Consider the following 18,953-nt stretch of genomic DNA (forward strand, 5'->3'; position numbering starts at 1 on the left):
GCATAAGACAAGCCGGCTGGAAGGTAGTTCTTTAACCTTCCGGACGGATTGGCTTATGACCTCAGGTCCGATGGCGCCCGGTGCTAGACACTAAAACTATGAACAAACTTTTATACTTTCTTATCTTACTAAAAATTCGGGGGTTTGCCCCGAACTTTTTTTGTACGTTAATCTATACGAGAACCTGCATAACACTTTTTACTGCCTCAGCAGATTGATCAAGTTGAACCTTTTCTTCATCAGTTAGCTCTAACTCGATAATTTTTTCAATTCCATTTCCACCTAAAATGGTTGGGACTCCTAAGTAAATTCCATCATAACCATATTCACCTTCAAGGTACGCAATTGAAGGTAGAACACGACGTTGGTCTTTAATAATTGCCTCAACCATTTCAACTAATGATGCAGCTGGAGCATAATAAGCACTTCCATTTCCAAGAAGGTTTACAATCTCTCCTCCACCTTTACGTGTACGCTCTACAATTGCATCTAAACGATCCTTTGGAATAAGTGTTTCTAATGGAATACCGCCAGCGTAAGAATATCGCACAAGTGGGACCATGTCATCACCGTGGCCTCCTAATACAAATCCAGTTACGTCTTTAATAGAAAGATTTAATTCTTGTGCAACAAATGTACGGAATCTTGCTGTATCAAGAACTCCAGATTGCCCGATTACACGATTTTTCGGGAATCCAGACGTTTGAAATACAGTATAAGTCATTGCATCTACTGGGTTCGTAAGAACAACGATGTAGCAATTAGGAGAATGTTTAACAATTTCTTGTGTTACACTTTTCATAATTTTTTGGTTTGTTTGTACTAAATCATCACGGCTCATTCCTGGTTTACGTGCGATACCTGCTGTAATTACAACAACATCGGAATCCGCAGTATCTGCATAATCAGATGTGCCAGTAATATTAGCATCGAAACCTTGGACAGGGCTAGCCTCTAACATATCAAGCGCTTTCCCTTTTGTAGGATTTTCCATTTGTGGAATATCAACCAATACAACATCACCAAGTTCTTTTTGAGCTAGTAAAAATGCTGTAGTTGCACCTGTAAAACCGCCACCGATTACTGAAATCTTTTTACGCTTGAATTGACTCATAACGACAGCCTCCTATAGACCCATTTATTAAAATAATTGTAGTTTAATTATGTAGTGAAGCTACCCCGAAAAAGATCAGGGAAGCTTCATGTTAATTTAAGCCATATTCTTAATTAATTCGTCTCCAAATTCAGAACATTTAACTTCGGTTGCACCTTCCATTAGACGTGCAAAGTCATATGTTACGACTTTTGAAGCGATTGTTTTCTCAACAGATTTAACAACAAGATTTGCTGCTTCATTCCATCCAAGATGTTCAAGTAATAGTACACCTGACAATAAAACTGAAGATGGATTTACTTTATCAAGTCCAGCGTATTTAGGAGCTGTGCCATGGGTGGCTTCAAAAATAGCGTGTCCTGTTTCATAGTTGATGTTTGCACCTGGGGCGATACCAATTCCACCAACTTGTGCTGCTAGAGCATCAGAAATATAATCTCCATTTAAGTTCATTGTAGCAACTACATCAAATTCACGAGGACGTGTTAGAATTTGTTGTAAGAAGATATCTGCAATAGAATCTTTTACGATAATTTTGCCAGCTGCTTCAGCGTCAGCTTGAGCTTTGTTTGCAGTTTCTTTACCTTCTGTTTCGACAATACGATCGTATTCAGCCCATGTAAATACTTTATCACCGAATTCTTTTTCAGCTAGTTCATAACCCCAGTTTTTAAAAGCACCCTCAGTATATTTCATAATGTTACCTTTGTGTACTAGTGTTACTGATTTACGGCCTTGTTCAATTGCATAATTTATCGCAGCACGAACTAAACGCTTAGTACCTTCTTCAGATACAGGTTTAATTCCAATACCAGAAGTTTCTGGGAAACGAATTTTATTTACACCCATTTCATTTTGAAGGAAATTAATAAGTTTTTGAACTTCTTCAGATCCCTTTGCGTATTCGATGCCCGCATAGATATCCTCTGTATTTTCACGGAAAATTACCATATCAGTATCTTCTGGACGCTTAATTGGAGATGGTACTCCAGTAAAATAACGAACAGGTCGTAAGCACGTAAATAAATCTAATTCTTGACGTAATGCAACGTTTAATGAACGTATCCCTCCACCAACAGGAGTTGTTAGAGGACCTTTTATCGCAATTATGTATTCACGAATTGCATCTAATGTTTCTTCTGGTAGCCATTCACCTGTTTGGTTAAATGCTTTCTCTCCAGCTAACACTTCTTTCCATACAATTGATTTCTCACCATTGTATGCTTTTTTAACCGCTGCTTCTAAAACACGAGAAGCAGATGCCCAAATATCTGGTCCAATTCCGTCACCTTCAATAAAAGGAATAACAGGATTATTAGGAACGTTTAATACACCATTTGTAACTGTAATTTTTTCTCCTTGAGTCACTAGAAAAACCTCCAATAAGTTCTATGTTTTTGCCGGTTATATAATACCAGCTAGATTAAGTGCAGGACAATGATCAACCTGTTCTGCACTTGACTACTATTTAATTATACTATCTCATAACTGTAAACCGTTAACAGAATCTAGTTACTAGGGTTATGCTCTTTGGTCAATTGGTACGAAAGTCTGCATACCAGGACCAGTATAGTCAGCACGTGGACGAATTAAACGGTTGTTTTCATATTGTTCTAAAATGTGAGCTAACCAACCAGATACACGGCTTACCGCAAAGATCGGTGTAAATAAATCATGGTCAATACCTAAACTGTGGTATACAGATGCAGAATAAAAATCTACGTTTGGAGGTAGTGGTTTTGCACTAGTTACTATCTCTTCAATTTTAGTAGACATTTCATACCACTTCGGTTCCCCAGTAATGGTAGTTAATTTTTGAGACATTTCTTTCAAGTGTTTTGCACGTGGGTCACCTTTTTCGTACACACGGTGGCCAAAGCCCATTATTTTTTCTTTATTGGCTAGTTTTGAACTTATATATGGCTCTACATTCTCAACTTCGCCAATTTCAGATAACATCTTCATAACGGCTTCATTCGCTCCACCATGAAGAGGTCCTTTTAGTGCGCCAATTGCTGCTGTAACACCAGAATAAACATCCGATAATGTTGCTACACAAACACGTGCAGTAAATGTAGATGCATTTAACTCATGGTCAGCATGCAATACTAGAGCTTTATCTAATGCTTCAATCGCGATTTCACTTGGCTCTTGGCCTGTAAGCATGTATAAGAAATTTGCCGCAAAACCTATATCAGTTCGTGGTGCTACTGGCTCTAAGCCTTTTCTAACACGTGAAAACGCTGTTACAAGAGCTGGCATCTTCGCCTGTAAACGAATAGCTTTCTTGTAGTTTGATGCTTTATCCATATTATCTGCTTCTTCATCATATAATCCTAATAAGGATACAGCTGAACGTAAAGCTGCCATTGGGTGTACTTTGTCGATAGGGTATGTTTTAAAATGATTTAACACTTCTTGTGGTAAACTTGCATTTTCAGCCAATTGCTGCTTTAATTCCGCAAGCTCTGATTGAGTTGGTAATTTACGATGCCATAATAAATAAATAACTTCTTCAAAACTAGCATTGTCAGCAAGGTCATCAATGTTATACCCAACATATGTTAGTGTATCATCAATAATAGAGCTGATAGATGATGTAGTTGCTACAATTCCTTCTAGACCGCGTGTTGCTGTCATAAAACCCTCTCCTTTTTTAAAAAATTCCCCATTACCCATTATTCTACCTGAATCTAATTTGGTGAGCGGTTGCTCAAAAATGCAACATTATAAAACCATTTTGACCTTTATTGGAAAGAAAATGCTTACATTTCAAGCGGCTCTAAGTTACCAGTCACTTATTTCTATTATTGCAAGTAACTTTTAAAATAATGAAAAATTGCATATAAAAAAACTGTATGTAGGAAGGATGCAATCTTACTCTATTATTATAAACAATTATCAGATTTTTGTGAATCACAAGAGGCAAATTAAACCCAAAAATATTATTACACAAAAATATTATGTGAACAAATTATAAATCTTCATCGCAAAATATGCTATTCCTGCACCAATTAGTGGACCTACCGCAACCCCATTAAATAGAGCTACTGCAATAATTGTCCCAAATACAAGTGCTGCAGTAATATGGGGGTCATCTGCTAAAAGCTGGATTCCACTTTTTGCAATAATGGCTACTGCAATTCCCGATGCTAAAGCTATCCATGCAAAAGATGATTTCATCGCTTCTGTTAATTGTTTGAAACCAATTTCTCCAGTCGCAATTGGTACTAGCACAGCAATCGTAATAAGGGTCACACCCCAATGAATACCCTTACTTTGTAAATAAGGAAATATCTTTGAATCCAATCCCATCCACTTCAACAATAATAATACCGATCCTGCAATTATTATTGATTGATTCTTACCGATGACTCCAATCGCTAGCAACACTATAAGAAACAATGTGGCTTGACTAATCAAGGTCTTCTTCATCCTTCCTATGTGTAACCTCTATATCGTACCATATATATGATTTTTTCTCCACGAATTGTGCTTTAGTTTAGGAAATACACTAACTACTTTCCATAATTTACATGAGCATGTAGAATAAGGATAAGCATAACTTTACAGGAGGGCTGAGATTGAATAGACAACATCTTTATAGTACTCTTAGGTTTTTAGTAGTCGTTATTTTAATTATTGTAGGGTTTATTACGCTTTATTTTATTTCCACAGTTACATATCCTTTTATTATTGCACTTTTGATAGCATTTATAATGAATCCATTAGTTAACTTTTTCCAGATAAAAGGAAAAATGCCAAGAGCACTAGCCGTCTTTTTAGCATTAATATTAGTATTTGCACTTATTGCAGGTTTTTTAACGTTACTAATAGCTGAAATCATAGCAGGTGCAAATTATTTAGCAAATGTAGTCCCATCGCATTTTGAAAAGCTAGTAGTTTATATAGAACAAATCATAACAGCGCAAATTATACCATTCTATAATCAACTTACTAACCTTTTCAATAACTTAGAAACAGGTCAGCAGACAACAATCGTTGATAATATCCAAAATGTAGGCACATCTGTAGCAACTAATGTTGGGCAGTTTATTCAAACTATATTACAAAATATCCCCAATGTACTTGGTTGGCTTCCAAATGCTGCTACCGTTATTATTTTCTCTCTTTTAGCAACGTTTTTTATCAGCAAGGATTGGGAACGCTTATTAAAAATCGGAAGAAAAGTATTACCTGCTAAAGCACGAAATTCAGGAAAAACCGTTTTCGCGGATTTACAAAAAGCATTATTCGGCTTTATCCGAGCTCAAGCAACATTAATCTCAATCACAACCGTAATCGTCTTAATTGGTTTATTGGTGCTACGTGTAGACTATGCGATTACTATCGCACTGTTAATAGGAGTAGTCGATATTCTCCCTTACTTAGGCACAGGGCTTGTCTTTGTGCCATGGATTATCTATTCAGCTTTAAGTGGCGATGTTCAACTCGCAATAGGTCTAGGTGTTCTCTATTTAATTGTTATTGTACAAAGACAGGTAATGGAGCCAAAAATATTATCTTCAAGTATAGGGTTAGATCCTTTAGCTACACTTATTGCATTGTTTGTAGGATTTAAACTAATCGGCTTTTTAGGCCTTATTGTTGGTCCGGTTATACTAGTGATAATTAAAACATTAAATTCAGCCGGTGTATTTAAAGATATTTGGAGCTTTATTATTGATAAAAAGACAGTATAGGAAAAAGCCTTAACGTGATGCTGAATACGTTAAGGCTTTTTTCTATCTATCTTCTTATTATTGTAAATTGTCCGTTATTAATCATACGTTGAATGATTTTACCGATAAATGGCTTGATAGTATTTCTAGTTGCTGGGAACAAAAGAAAGAATCCGATTGAATCTGTGATAAATCCAGGTGTTAATAATAGCGTTCCACCAACTAATACACACATTCCATCTATTATTGCATATCCAGGCATTTGGCCATAATGCATATCTTCTCTGGCTTTACGAATTACTTCAAGACCTTGTTTTTTTGCCAACCATGCTCCTAACACACCAGTTGCTATAATTAATAATAGTGTAGGCCATACACCTAGCGTATTACCTGAAAGAATCAATAGCCCAATTTCCATTGCCGGAACAATAATAATTAAAGCAAATAATATTCGCATCAACTTACTCCCCCTAACAGGATGTAATGATATAACAGATTTTCCGTCTATTACATTAAGAAACAGCTGAAAAAAACGGGATATTATGGTAAAAAAATGAATTTTCATATATATATAACTAGAAAATTAGTTCCTTGTCCTTATTATATGTCCTCAACGCAAAAAAGAGAAGGAATCCCCCTCTTTTTCCTAATATCAGAAAGAATTTATATGTGAAAGCATAAAATTTTGTATCCAGTTTTAGTGTCTAGCTCCAGGCGCCATCGGACCTGAGGTCATAAGCCATTTCCTTTAAGAAGGAAAAACCACCTTCTTGAATAAACCGTCTTATGCTTGACTTGCATAGGATGTGCTGATGTCGATGTTCGCCACAGGACGTGGCGGGTTTTAATCGACGCGCCGATAAGCGGGCGCCCTGCGCTTTTGTAAATCCCTATAATACGCTCGCATGCCCTTCATAAATAATACCACGAGAAGCATCAACTGTTATGTCTTGACCATCCTGTATTACAGTTGTCGCATTTTCTACCCCAACGATAACAGGAATACCAAGACTTAAGCCCACAACAGCCGCATGACTTGTTAGGCCACCCTCTTCTGTAATTAGTGCAGAAGCCTTTTCTAGTGCTCTCATCATGTCACGGTCTGTTCCAACAGTAACCAATATTGCACCATTTGTCATTTTTTGGTTGGCTTCATCACCCGAATTAGCAATAACTGCCTTTCCGTATGCCGTTTTTCGACCGATACCTTGACCCTTCACAATTACATCACCAACCACATGAATTTTCATAAGGTTAGTTGTGCCGGTTTCACCAACTGGTACTCCGGCAGTAATCACAACTAAATCCCCTGGTGTTATGATGCCAGATAGCAAGCCTTCCTGAACAGCGATATCGAGCATTTCATCTGTTGAGGTAGCCTGACGTCCAGCTCTAGGATAAACTCCCCAGGCTAAAGCTAGTTTTCTTGATGCAGACTGGCTTGCTGTAACTGCAACTATCGGTGCCTTTGGTCGATATTTTGAAATCATTTTAGCGGTGTGACCACTTTGTGTAGGCGTTATGATCGCTGAAACATCTAGATTTAAAGCTGTGTGAGCAACGGATTGCCCAATAGCATCAGTAATTGTTATCCCACTTTGTTTACTACGTGTAGATAACATGTTACGGTACTCAAGTGCCTGCTCTGCACGTGAAGCAATATTGTGCATTGTTTGAACTGCCTCTACTGGATATGACCCCGCAGCTGTTTCACCAGATAACATTATTGCATCAGTACCATCAAAGATTGCATTTGCAACATCACTTGCCTCTGCACGGGTTGGACGTGGATTACGCTGCATCGAGTCTAACATTTGCGTTGCAGTTATCACCGGCTTGCCCAGTGCATTACATTTTTTTATTAACTCTTTTTGCACTAATGGAACTTCTTCAGCTGGTATTTCGACACCGAGATCACCACGAGCTACCATTAACCCATCTGAAACTTCTAGAATCTCATCGATATTATCTACACCTTCTTGATTCTCAATCTTAGGAATAATTTCTATGTGGGAAGCATTGTGCCTCTCTAGTAGTTCACGGATTTCTAATACGTCTTGGGCCCTACGTACAAATGAAGCAGCTATAAAATCGACGCCTTGCTCAATACCAAACTTTATATCACTTGCATCTTTTTCTGTAATTCCTGGTAAGTTAACTTTAACTCCGGGTACATTTACACCTTTTTTATTCTTTAAAGTTCCACTATTTAATATCTTAGTTGTGATTTCGCCTTTACCTTTATCAACCGAAATAACTTCTAACCCAATTAAGCCATCATCTAATAAGATTTTTGATCCAACATGAACATCTTCTATTAACCCTGAGTATGTAATTGAAAACTTATTCGGAGTACCAACTACTTCTTTCATAGAAAGAATAATTTCTGAACCTTCTTGTAGTTCTATCGCACCGCCCTCCATTGTATGGGTCCTAATCTCCGGACCTTTTGTATCAAGTAAGATAGCAACAGTATTACCTGTTTTTTCAGCTGCTTCACGAATATTTTTAATTCTCGCTCCATGTTCTTCAAAGTCACCATGTGAGAAATTAAGCCGAGCAACATTTAGGCCTACTTCCATCAATTTTGCTAGCATGTCAATACTTTCGCTAGCAGGACCTATCGTACAAACTATTTTCGTTTTTCTCATTCTAAATTTCCTCCTACATCAATAATGGAAACGATTCCATGTCCTTACTAAATTGACAATTCTGTTGAAAGTTTATACATGTCTTGTTCAATCGTATGTGGTCTGTCCAATATTTCCAGAATGTCATGGTCGACTAGCTTGTTATTTTCAATTCCGACAGCACGACCCCCTTTTCCTTCAATCAGAAGCTCAACTGCTCTTGCACCTAGGCGGCTTGCCAAGACTCTGTCGAATGCCGTAGGAGATCCACCACGTTGAATATGTCCTAGGACACTTACTCTCGTTTCGAACTGTGTCACATCCTTAATTTTCTTAGCAAAATCGACACCACTACCAACACCTTCAGCAACAATGATAATACTATGCTTCTTGCCACGATCATGACCTCTATTTAGACGAGCAATTACATCATTCATGTCATAGTCAGCCTCAGGAATGAGAATTGTTTCAGCTCCTCCTGCTAATCCTGACCAAAGTGCGAGGTCACCCGCATGCCTACCCATTACCTCAATTATATATGTACGTTCATGTGAAGTTGCAGTATCACGAATTTTATCGACTGCATCGATAACCGTATTCAGTGCCGTATCAAAGCCAATTGTGAAATCTGTTCCAGGTATATCATTGTCAATCGTTCCTGGCACACCTACACAAGGGAAACCGTGTTCAGTTAACTTTTTTGCTCCTCTATAAGAACCATCGCCACCAATAACAACTAAACCTTCAATTCCAAATTTCTTTAGCTGCGAAATCCCCTGTATCTGGCCTTCATTTGTCTTAAACTCTTCGCATCTTGCTGTATAGAGCATGGTCCCACCACGATGGATTATATCACCAACAGAGCCAAGTTCAAGCTTTTTTATTTGGCCAGACATTAATCCAGCATAACCTTGGTACACTCCATATACTTCGATGTTATGATAAATGGCTTTACGTACAACCGCACGTACGGCTGCATTCATACCAGGAGAATCGCCACCACTTGTTAATACACCCATTTTTTTCATTGAATTTTCACCTCTATAGTATAGTTGGCTGCACGATAATTTCCGATACATTTTTTTATACGTGAACTCATCATTCGCCTACAGTATTTTTAACATAACATGAAGAATTATTGAAAACAATAGAAAACATGTGAATTTACAATGAAACTATGTTGCAGAATTTTCATTTCTTTTATGTATTGTTTCTTAAAGCTTCTAAATCTATTACAGCAGGATGTAAGTTCAATTTTCGGTTACACTATATCCCTGCATATACGCAAAAAAGAGAACGTGCACCCTACCATTGGAAGATTGCACGTTCTGCTATTTATTACTGAACACTACTATATTCGTTGACAGTTTGATATTGACCAATCGATTTAAACTTCTCATAACGATGCTTAACTAACTCCTCTTTCTCCATTTTACATAATGTTGAAATCGACTGTTTTAGAATCCCATCAATAAAGGCTGCTTGTGCTTCGACATCTTTATGAGCACCACCTTTTACTTCTGGAATAATTTCATCAATTACTCCAAGTTCTTTTAAATCAGGTGCAGTGATTTTCATCGTTTCAGCTGCTTTTTTAGCAAGTCCTGCATCCTTCCATAGAAGTGCTGCAGCACCCTCAGGAGAAATAACAGAATATGTAGAGTTTTCAAGCATGTGGATGTGATTGCCAACCCCAAGCGCAAGTGCACCACCACTTCCACCTTCCCCGATAACAATACAGACAACAGGGACAGATAATCCAGCCATTTCAAATAAATTTTTCGCAATTGCTTCACTTTGTCCACGTTCTTCTGCTGCTTTACCAGGATATGCTCCTTTAGTATCAATAAAACAAATAATTGGACGATTGAATTTCTCAGCTTGTTTCATAAGTCGTAAAGCTTTTCGATATCCTTCTGGATGTGGCATTCCGAAATTACGGCGAATATTCTCTTTCGTATCTTTACCACGCTGATGACCGATTACAGTCACTGGTAGCCCTCTATATTTAGCTATACCACTAACAATTGCTTCATCATCACCATAAAATCGATCACCATGACATTCTAAAAAATCTGTGAACAACCGCCCTATATAGTCAAGCGTAGTAGGACGTTCTGGATGCCGAGCAAATTGCACCCGATCCCATGGCTTCATATTCCCATAAATCTCGTTTTCTAATTTTAATAATCTACTTTCTAATTTTTCTATCTCATCAGATAAATCAACATCTGCATTCTTAGTATACTCTCTTAGTTCTGAGATTTTTTTACGTAGCTCTATGACCGGGCGCTCAAATTCTAATTCTCCTACCACTGCAATTCACCTCCAGGCTGGTGTATATCTAGAACATTCGTAAGAGTATCCTTTAAATTCTCTCTGTGAATAACTGCATCTAATTGTCCATGCTTCAACAAAAATTCAGCAGTTTGGAAGTCAGCAGGTAATTCTTCACGAATTGTCTGCTCAATAATTCTTCTTCCTGCAAATCCAATAAGGGCACCAGGCTCTGCAAAATTATAATCTCCCAACGATGCAAAACTTGCAGATACACCACCAGTTGTTGGGTGTGTCATTACTGAAATGATTAACAACCCTTGTTCACTGTGCATTTTGAGTGCAGAACTAGTTTTTGCCATCTGCATCAGGCTTAGGACACCTTCTTGCATTCTAGCTCCACCTGAAGCTGTAAAAATAATAAAAGGCACACGTAACTCAGTAGCTTTTTCTATTGCCCTTGTAATTTTTTCACCAACGACTGAACCCATACTTCCCATACGGAAACTTGAATCCATTATAGCTAGCACTGCATTAAAGCCGTTTATTTTGCCATTGCCTGTAACGACAGCTTCGTTGATAGTTGTTTTTTTGCGATCCTTTTCCAACTTCTCAAGATAATCCGGAAAACCAAGTGGGTTTTCTGAAATCATCTCACTATCGTATTCAATGAATGAATCCTCATCTAGTAAACTTTGAAGCCTATCATAAGCTGTCATTTGATGATGAAAATGACAGTTCATACAAACTCGTAAATTTTTATTCAATTCCTTTGTATACATTATCTTTTTGCAGTTTGGACATTTGGTCATTATCCCCTCAGGTACATCTTGCTTTGCCTGTTCAGATGGAATCGATGCATACTTTTTTTTCTTTACAAATAAATCCTTTAGCAAGCAGAAACCTCCCTTACTTATTAGCAATCTTTAGACGTAGTCCACTTAGAAACGGTGACTAGCGTTATTTTAAGTTAACATTACTTTAACGAAAAACGGCCAAACTTTTTGTTGAAATATGTCACAAGCTATTCGACAATTTCAGTGATTGCAATTTGATCATAGACATTTAATGCTTTATTTACATCTTTGATAGCTAACGCACTCACTATGTTATGGTAATCTACTCTATTATTTATTGGTTTATCAACATCTTGAATAACGTTGAAATATTCACTAATGACCTGCCAAATTCGTATAAATAGCTGATTATTAGTAATTTCAGCTATCGCCCTAAAAAAGTGGTGACGAGTGCATGTTTCTAGCTCAATTTGTTTTGTTAAATTTTTAATCTGTTCAAATGTAATTCGTTCACAAGCTAACGTTATACAATTTCGTTCAATCATATATTTTGTTTCTATTAAGTCTTTTTTAACTTTAACATCTTGTAAAATGAACGTACCTAGAACTTGAACGAGTTGGTGGTCACCAAAATTCTTTATATAGGTTCCTTCGCCTCGCCTCGTTTCAATAATTCCCAATAATTCCAACGAACGGAGTGCTTCCCGAACAGACGACCGGCCTACATTAAGTCGATCTGAGAGCTCGCGTTCAGAAGGGATTTTATCACCAGCAACAAGTCCATCTTCTTCAACAATTGAACGTATTTGTTTTAAAATTTCAATATAGACCTTTGAGTTTGAAGAAGTCACTTATTACAATCACTCACCTTTTCCGATAATAGCTAAACGTCTTGTCTTCTCGGCAACATCTTCTGGATTTACTTGAATTCTTGCAACTCCTGTTTCCATTGCTGCCTTCGCCACCCCTGCTGCAACTGCTGGAGCTACACGAGCATCAAATGGACCAGGAATGACATAGTCTGCATTTAACTCTTCATCTGAAACCAAGCTTGCTATAGCTTCTACTGCAGCAATTTTCATCTGCTCATTAATATGTGTTGCCCGCACATCTAGTGCCCCTCTAAAAATCCCTGGAAAAGCTAGAACATTATTAACCTGGTTTGGAAAGTCAGATCTACCTGTTCCAACAACCTTTGCACCTGCTGCTTTTGCATCTTCAGGCATAATTTCCGGGTTTGGGTTTGCCATCGCAAAAATGATTGGATCAGGGTTCATACTATCAACCATCTCAGGAGTAAGTGCTCCTTCGACCGACACACCGATAAACACATCCGCACCCTTAATTACATCCTCTAGTGAACCCTCAACTTGAGCACTGTTTGTATATTTAGCAACCTCAGCTTTAACTGAATTCATTCCAAATGGTCTTCCCTCGTAAATAGCTCCTTTTGAGTCACACATAATAATATCGCGTACTCCATAACGATATAATAGCTTAATAATCGCAATTCCTGCTGCGCCTGCACCATTTGCGATAACTTTAATATCAGACATTTTTTTATCAACCAATTTTAAAGCATTAACTAGGCCAGCGACTGTAACAATCGCTGTACCGTGTTGATCATCATGAAAAATTGGTATATTGGTTTCCTTTTTTAGGCGTTCTTCAATCACAAAACAATTTGGTGCGGCAATATCTTCGAGATTTACCCCACCAAAAGTAGGTTCTAATAACTTGACCGTTTCAATTATTTTCTCTACGTCCGTAGTATTTAGGCATATTGGGAAGGCATCTACACCCGCAAAACTTTTAAAAAGTACAGCTTTTCCTTCCATTACTGGTAGGGCTGCTTCAGGACCAATATTTCCGAGTCCCAAAACTGCTGTTCCATCAGAAACAACAGCAACCATATTACCCTTCATTGTATAATCATATACTTTATTTTTGTCATCATAGATTGCTTTACACGGCTCAGCTACTCCTGGTGAGTATGCTAAACTCAAATCTTTTGCATTTCGAACAGGTACTTTTGACTTAGATTCTAACTTCCCTTTATTAACGAAGTGCATATGTAGAGCTTCTTCACGTAGGGTCATTTTGGTTTCACTCCTTATTTAAATAGAAAAATTATGCTACTGCAAAATTATTTTCCAATTATGTTCAATTCTTGCAATGGTGGTCTGACCACGTCAACATCTTTACAATATAACATAATCACACTTTATGTAAAGATTAATGTTTTTTTAATACAACATTTTCTTGTCCTAATAGTTCTTTTAATTTTAGTAAACATTGCTCGCTACCTAGTACCCAATACTCTTTCTGTAGCCTATAGGTTTTTTGTTCATCACCATAATAGATAAGTACGGGAATATTTCCTTTGTCCTTTTTTAAAATAAGTTGCACTTCCTTTATAGTTGTACTCTCTTGTTTATGTTTTGTTTCTATTTTTAAATATAGTGCTGAGTTTTCTACCTTTGGAATTTGAATTTCATCTATTGGTGTGACATTTTTAATGATTAACTGTCCACGATTGTCTCGACGTATGTCATAGTTTCCTTCTACAAGGAGAATCGCTCCCTTTTTTAAATGTAAAGAAAACCTTTTATAGATAGCAGGAAATGCGACAGCTTCAATCTCACCCGATTCATCACTTAACGTGAGAAATGCCATGACCTCACCTTTTTTTGTACGAATTGTTCGTTCATTCGTAATGTACACTCCTGTTTTAACAGCTGAATTAAATTTTGATGGTATTAAATTATTAATTAACTTCGCATATACTTTCTCAAAAATTTGCTTATATGGTGTTGTTGGATGACTTGATAAATAAAAACCCAGCGCCTCTTTTTCTAATTTCAGCCTTATTTCAGGTAAAAAAGATTCAACATTAATATATTTTGGCTTTAAGGTAAATTCATCATTTATAAATAAGTCAAACTGGCCATCCTCACTTGGTCGGACCAAATCTGCATGTTCAATTGCTAAATCAAGACTTGCAAATAGTGTAGACCTTTCTTCGCCAAATTCGTCAAAAGCACCTGAAGCGACTAACATTTCTAACGTTTTCCTGTTCACATTCTTCATCGAGGTTCTTATACAAAAGTCAAACAAATCAGTATACCGCTTTGTTTGACGAACATTGATAATCTCTCTTAATGCAGCAGCACCCACACTCTTAATGGCAGCTAGACTAAAGCGAATTTTAGCTTCTTCAACAGTAAATGGATAAAGACTTTTATTAATTGACGGTGGTAGTATTACCAGCCCCTTTTGTTTAGCCTCTCGAATATACTGCGAAATTTTATCCTCATTTCCTATTACACTTGTTAGAAGAGCTGCTGTAAAAGAAAGGGGATAATTTGCCTTTAAATAGGCAAGTTGATATGCAATCACACTATATGCAACAGCATGGCTTCGATTAAAGCCATAATTTGCAAACCGAACGATCAAATCGTATATTGAATTTGCAATACTCTCGCTATACCCCTTATTTAAACAACCATTGACAAAATGCTCACGTTCCTGGTCAAGTACTTCCTTCTTTTTTTTACTTACAGCCCTTCGTAAAAGGTCTGCCTCACCTAATGAGAAGCCAGCCATTTGAGAAGCAATTTGCATAATTTGTTCTTGATAAATTATAACACCATAGGTCTTACTCAAAACAGGTTCAAGGTCTGGGTGAGGATATACAACTGGCTTTTTTCCATGCTTGCGTTCTACATAGGTTGGAATATTCTCCATAGGGCCAGGACGATATAGTGCATTGACAGCAACGATATCTTCCAAATCATTAGGTTTTAAATCTTCAAGTACCTTTCTCATTCCACTAGACTCTAGTTGAAATATACCAGTTGTGTCACCACTACCTAGAAGCTGAAAGGTTTTTTCGTCGTTAAATGGAATTGATGACAAGTTAATTTTTTTTCGTGTTTCTCGATTAATAAGTGACATAATGTTATCTAGTATCGTTAAATTACGCAACCCGAGAAAGTCCATTTTTAATAATCCTATTTCCTCCAAAACTTCCATTGGATACTGTGTTAAATAGACATCATTATGCCCTTCTTGAATTGGAATTAGATTGGTTAATGGTTGCTCACTTATGACAACCCCTGCGGCATGTGTTGACGTGTGACGTGGAAGTCCTTCTAATTTAATTGCAGTCTCATAGATTTTTTTTGCAAGTGTAGAACCTTCCATATATTCTTTTAATGAGCTTGATTCCTCATACGCTTGTTTAAGAGTGATCCCTGGCCTAGCAGGTATTAGCTTAGCTAGATAATCTGCCTCTTTCGGAGAAATACCCATTACTCGGCCAATGTCACGAAGAACCGCTCGCGCCGCTAGCGTTCCAAATGTAATGATTTGTGCAACATGTAGTTCTCCATATTTAGTAGCAACATATTTTATTAATTCATCTCTTCGATTATCAGGAAAATCGATGTCAATATCCGGCATCGAAATTCGCTCTGGGTTCAAAAATCGTTCAAACAGAAGATTATGCTTGAGTGGATCAACATCTGTTATTCTTAATACAAAAGCAACCAAAGACCCAGCCGCAGATCCTCGACCTGGTCCTGTCATAATTCTGTTTGAATGAGCATATCTCATAAAGTCCCAAACAATCAGAAAATAGTCACTAAAATTCATTTTTTTGATAATGTCTAGTTCATAAAAGAGTCTCTCCTGATAATTGGAAGTATAATCACCACACCTTGCCTCTAAGCCTTTCATACAGAGCGCAGTTAAGTATTCATCTGTGTTTTCTCCATCTTGTAACGGAAACTTCGGTAGTGCCATTTTTCCGAATTCTATTTCTACGTTACAGTAGTTTGAAATATGAATGGTTTGTTCAAGAGCATCTGGGGTACTCGAAAATAACTCTACCATTGCAGAAGGTGATTTTATATAATATTGGTCACTTGGGAGTGTTTTACGATCATCATCTGAAAGTTTAGTTCCATTTTTAATAGATAAGAGACATTCATGAGCAAAGGAGTCAGAGTTTTCTAGATAATAAACATCGTTAGTCACCACAAGCTTTATATTGTATTCTTTGGCAAGTGCGATAACCTTGTCATTTAATGTAGTTTCCTCAATTAACCCATGGTTTTGTAGGGATAGAAAAAAACCTTTCGTTCCAAAAATATTTTTGAAGCCTGTTAATATTTTTACTGCTTCTTCTTCATTTTCACGTAATAAATGCTGTTCAATTTCTCCTTGGATTCCAGGTGAAATCGCAATAAGCCCCTTGCTATAATAGGGAATCCATTTTTTAGGCATGCCTTCTTTTGATTTCGTTTGTACTATGCTACTTATCTTCAAAAGATTTTGGTAACCTTCGTTATTTGTTGCTAGTAATACTAGTGGAAATGTTGTCGGCCTAGAGTCTTCAAAAGAATTCGAATTACCAATGACGGATACTGTCAATCCGATGAGTGGCTTGATTCCTTGCTCTTTACACTCTTTAAAAAATGGTACGGCACCGTACATCACATTTTCATCGGTAAGAGCAAGCGCCTTGTATCCTAACTCCTTAGCCTTCCTTACAAGACCCTCTATTGTTGATGGACTATTTAATAAGCTATAAGCACTACGTACTTGTAGATGAACAAAGGACACTAGCTATCCCACCTTTATCTTTTTTGAAGTCGACCTTTTTATTAATTATAGGGCTAATGAAAATAACTGACAAATATAAACCAAAAATTATACGAGTAACCAATAGGCTGGAATATAACTCTCACCCGACAAACATACTTGCTTCTGTTTGTCCATATACATTAGTAATGGATGTTGTATATTTCGTATTGACAGAGAAATCACTCCTGTTTAAGACTGAAAAGAAGGTGATATTGTGGATTTGAATCAAGGGTTTATTCCAGCATTTATACACAGTTATTTTATTGCACTAGGCGTACTATTAGGGGGCGCTTTAATTGGTGGGATAGGAGCATTTATAGCAGGAGAGGCACCACTAACTGAAATCTTCAAGTTTGCTGGTAAACTTAAAATTTGGGCATTAGTTGCAGCAATCGGCGGAACATTTGATACATTTACTAGTTTTGAGAACGGGATTTTTGAAGGACAAACGAAGGATATCTTTAAACAACTTCTGCTAATCATCTCAGCAATGGGTGGCTCCCAAACTGGTTGGATGATTATTCTATGGTTTACCCAGGAGCATGTTTCATAATGAGAATACCACCATACTATCAGAAACCTGGTTGGCAACGTTTTTTTGCAGGGGTTACAATAGGCGCACTCATTAGCTGGTTCGTATTTCTTTATATGTACGGAGTCTTACAAGAAAAACAAATTCATATTCTTAAAGAACAGCAAGCTGAGATTAAAAAGTTAACAGATCATAATAATGTACTTATAGAGGATTATGATAAATTAAATGAAGAAAATAAAAGCAAAATAAAAATACAGGATTTAAAAGTAGAATTTATTGACCCTAAAAAAATTGATCTTGCTGGTCTAACCAAGCATGAATTACAAACAGAGGTTATAAAAGATCTCAACCATCTAATCGCTAAAGATATTGATACTGTTTCTAAGAATAAAGAACTTATTCGTAGTACGATTGAAAACAAAGTGTATGAAATAGATGATAAAAAATACCGTCTCCAAGTGTACACGATTTTCTTTGACACAACGATGGAAATATCACTAAAGATTGAATCAGTAAAATAATTTTAAATTTGTGAACATTTTTTAAAATTATCAGAAATTACTAGCCTTTTTCATCCCCTCTGTATAAAATAGATAATAACTATAAAAGGATCATTTATTGAGTGATCACACTAATGGTTAGAAAATTTCTAGCGAGTTCTTATGTTAAATTTGATTTCTCTTTTAGCAAGGGGCTACGTATGGGACTTATCGTCTTAGTTAAAACCTTTATATATGGGGGAGATGGGATATGAAAATCATTAATCGAAGAACAATTGTACAGGAAAAGCTTGACCTAATTAAAAATGGATATTCAGCCTATGCCGAAACTTTTGAAATTGCAAACCTGTTAAAGAAGGAAATACAAGCACTTAACCTACAAGTTCACGAAGACGTAACCGATGTTGGATCTTGGTTTATACCTGAAAAAATATAGTTACCACGTTCTATCCATAGTTAATAAGAAGTCTTCCTTCACCTCAAATTACTAACACACAAATCAACTGTTTTAAAAATCATTGTAAGCACTTAACCAAAGTAGAGTTCCTTTTTTTTAGGAAAATGTCGTTTCATTCCTACAAGCCAAATAAGAAAAGCGAAAGGCGCACCCGCTTACCTGAGCGTCGATTAAAACCCGCCACGTCCTGTGGCGAACATCGACATCAGCACATCCTGTGCAAGTCAAGCATAAGACGGTTTATTCAAGAAGGTGGGTTTTCCTTCTTAAAGGAAATGGCTTATAACCTCAGGTCCGATGGTGCCTGGAGCT

The 18,953-nt window shown here is 36.9% G+C and carries 16 protein-coding genes; 4 read left to right on the forward strand and 12 right to left on the reverse strand.

What is annotated here, in order from left to right; genetic code table 11:
* Positions 1–172 precede the first annotated feature (172 nt).
* The 4 genes from mdh to PY093_RS12490 all read right to left on the reverse strand — a co-directional run bounded on the left by mdh (position 173) and on the right by PY093_RS12490 (position 4,537).
* Complete coding sequence (gene mdh, locus PY093_RS12475) at positions 173–1,114, reverse strand: malate dehydrogenase (RefSeq protein WP_275646201.1); 942 nt, start codon at positions 1,112–1,114, stop codon at positions 173–175.
* 96 nt (positions 1,115–1,210) lie between these two features.
* Positions 1,211–2,482: an NADP-dependent isocitrate dehydrogenase gene (icd, locus tag PY093_RS12480; RefSeq protein ID WP_275646202.1), complete on the reverse strand. Its 1,272-nt coding sequence runs from the start codon at positions 2,480–2,482 to the stop codon at positions 1,211–1,213.
* A 153-nt stretch (positions 2,483–2,635) separates the two neighbouring features.
* Positions 2,636–3,754, reverse strand: a complete 1,119-nt coding sequence (citZ, locus tag PY093_RS12485) for a citrate synthase (RefSeq protein ID WP_275646203.1) — start codon at positions 3,752–3,754, stop codon at positions 2,636–2,638.
* A gap of 321 nt (positions 3,755–4,075) precedes the next feature.
* Entirely contained in the window at positions 4,076–4,537 is a 462-nt protein-coding gene (locus tag PY093_RS12490; RefSeq protein WP_275646204.1) for a DUF441 domain-containing protein, read from the reverse strand.
* A 161-nt stretch (positions 4,538–4,698) separates the two neighbouring features.
* Here PY093_RS12490 and ytvI point away from each other — a divergent pair, with 161 nt between their 5' ends.
* Positions 4,699–5,817 carry a sporulation integral membrane protein YtvI gene (gene ytvI / locus PY093_RS12495; RefSeq protein WP_275646205.1) on the forward strand — a complete coding sequence of 373 codons (1,119 nt, stop codon included), beginning with the start codon at positions 4,699–4,701 and terminating at the stop codon, positions 5,815–5,817.
* Positions 5,818–5,863: 46 nt separating this feature from the next.
* On the opposite strand, the gene PY093_RS12500 is transcribed toward ytvI, so the two are convergent.
* The 8 genes from PY093_RS12500 to PY093_RS12535 all read right to left on the reverse strand — a co-directional run bounded on the left by PY093_RS12500 (position 5,864) and on the right by PY093_RS12535 (position 17,128).
* Complete coding sequence (locus PY093_RS12500; protein WP_275646206.1) at positions 5,864–6,253, reverse strand: FxsA family protein; 390 nt, start codon at positions 6,251–6,253, stop codon at positions 5,864–5,866.
* A gap of 433 nt (positions 6,254–6,686) precedes the next feature.
* On the reverse strand, positions 6,687–8,447 hold the full coding sequence (gene pyk / locus PY093_RS12505; protein ID WP_275646207.1) for a pyruvate kinase: 1,761 nt from the start codon (positions 8,445–8,447) through the stop codon (positions 6,687–6,689).
* Positions 8,448–8,494: 47 nt separating this feature from the next.
* Complete coding sequence (gene pfkA / locus PY093_RS12510) at positions 8,495–9,454, reverse strand: 6-phosphofructokinase (RefSeq protein WP_275646208.1); 960 nt, start codon at positions 9,452–9,454, stop codon at positions 8,495–8,497.
* A 310-nt stretch (positions 9,455–9,764) separates the two neighbouring features.
* Positions 9,765–10,742 carry an acetyl-CoA carboxylase carboxyl transferase subunit alpha gene (gene accA, locus PY093_RS12515; RefSeq protein WP_275646209.1) on the reverse strand — a complete coding sequence of 326 codons (978 nt, stop codon included), beginning with the start codon at positions 10,740–10,742 and terminating at the stop codon, positions 9,765–9,767.
* Positions 10,736–11,599 (reverse strand): acetyl-CoA carboxylase, carboxyltransferase subunit beta, encoded by an 864-nt coding sequence (accD, locus tag PY093_RS12520; protein WP_275646210.1) that lies wholly within the window; start codon positions 11,597–11,599, stop codon positions 10,736–10,738. The genes accA and accD overlap by 7 nt, the downstream gene beginning before the upstream one ends.
* A gap of 128 nt (positions 11,600–11,727) precedes the next feature.
* Complete coding sequence (locus PY093_RS12525; protein ID WP_275646211.1) at positions 11,728–12,351, reverse strand: FadR/GntR family transcriptional regulator; 624 nt, start codon at positions 12,349–12,351, stop codon at positions 11,728–11,730.
* Positions 12,352–12,360: 9 nt separating this feature from the next.
* Entirely contained in the window at positions 12,361–13,599 is a 1,239-nt protein-coding gene (gene ystJ / locus PY093_RS12530; protein ID WP_275646212.1) for an NADP-dependent malic enzyme, read from the reverse strand.
* 136 nt (positions 13,600–13,735) lie between these two features.
* Complete coding sequence (locus tag PY093_RS12535) at positions 13,736–17,128, reverse strand: DNA polymerase III subunit alpha (protein WP_275646213.1); 3,393 nt, start codon at positions 17,126–17,128, stop codon at positions 13,736–13,738.
* A gap of 235 nt (positions 17,129–17,363) precedes the next feature.
* Between PY093_RS12535 and ytrH the strand changes: the two genes are divergently transcribed.
* The 3 genes from ytrH (at position 17,364) to PY093_RS12550 (ending at position 18,620) form a co-directional block, all read left to right on the forward strand.
* Entirely contained in the window at positions 17,364–17,702 is a 339-nt protein-coding gene (gene ytrH, locus PY093_RS12540) for a sporulation membrane protein YtrH (protein ID WP_275646214.1), read from the forward strand.
* Positions 17,702–18,205 (forward strand): sporulation membrane protein YtrI, encoded by a 504-nt coding sequence (ytrI, locus tag PY093_RS12545; protein ID WP_275646215.1) that lies wholly within the window; start codon positions 17,702–17,704, stop codon positions 18,203–18,205. The genes ytrH and ytrI overlap by 1 nt, the downstream gene beginning before the upstream one ends.
* Before the next feature lie 229 nt (positions 18,206–18,434).
* Positions 18,435–18,620 carry a YtzJ family protein gene (locus PY093_RS12550; RefSeq protein ID WP_275646216.1) on the forward strand — a complete coding sequence of 62 codons (186 nt, stop codon included), beginning with the start codon at positions 18,435–18,437 and terminating at the stop codon, positions 18,618–18,620.
* Positions 18,621–18,953: the final 333 nt, after the last annotated feature.

Origin of the sequence: Cytobacillus sp. S13-E01 (assembly GCF_029193815.1) — a bacterium.
Lineage (GTDB): Bacteria > Bacillota > Bacilli > Bacillales > Bacillaceae_L > Bacillus_BV.

Bases quoted from the DNA above. Each gene is read 5' to 3' on its own strand.
- mdh (WP_275646201.1), bottom strand. From the start codon at position 1,114: ATGAGTCAATTCAAGCGTAAAAAGATTTCAGTAATCGGTGGCGGTTTT.
- citZ (WP_275646203.1), bottom strand. From the start codon at position 3,754: ATGACAGCAACACGCGGTCTAGAAGGAATTGTAGCAACTACATCATCT.
- PY093_RS12500 (WP_275646206.1), bottom strand. From the start codon at position 6,253: ATGCGAATATTATTTGCTTTAATTATTATTGTTCCGGCAATGGAAATT.
- pyk (WP_275646207.1), bottom strand. From the start codon at position 8,447: ATGAGAAAAACGAAAATAGTTTGTACGATAGGTCCTGCTAGCGAAAGT.
- pfkA (WP_275646208.1), bottom strand. From the start codon at position 9,454: ATGAAAAAAATGGGTGTATTAACAAGTGGTGGCGATTCTCCTGGTATG.
- ystJ (WP_275646212.1), bottom strand. From the start codon at position 13,599: ATGACCCTACGTGAAGAAGCTCTACATATGCACTTCGTTAATAAAGGG.
- ytrI (WP_275646215.1), top strand. From the start codon at position 17,702: ATGAGAATACCACCATACTATCAGAAACCTGGTTGGCAACGTTTTTTT.
- PY093_RS12550 (WP_275646216.1), top strand. From the start codon at position 18,435: ATGAAAATCATTAATCGAAGAACAATTGTACAGGAAAAGCTTGACCTA.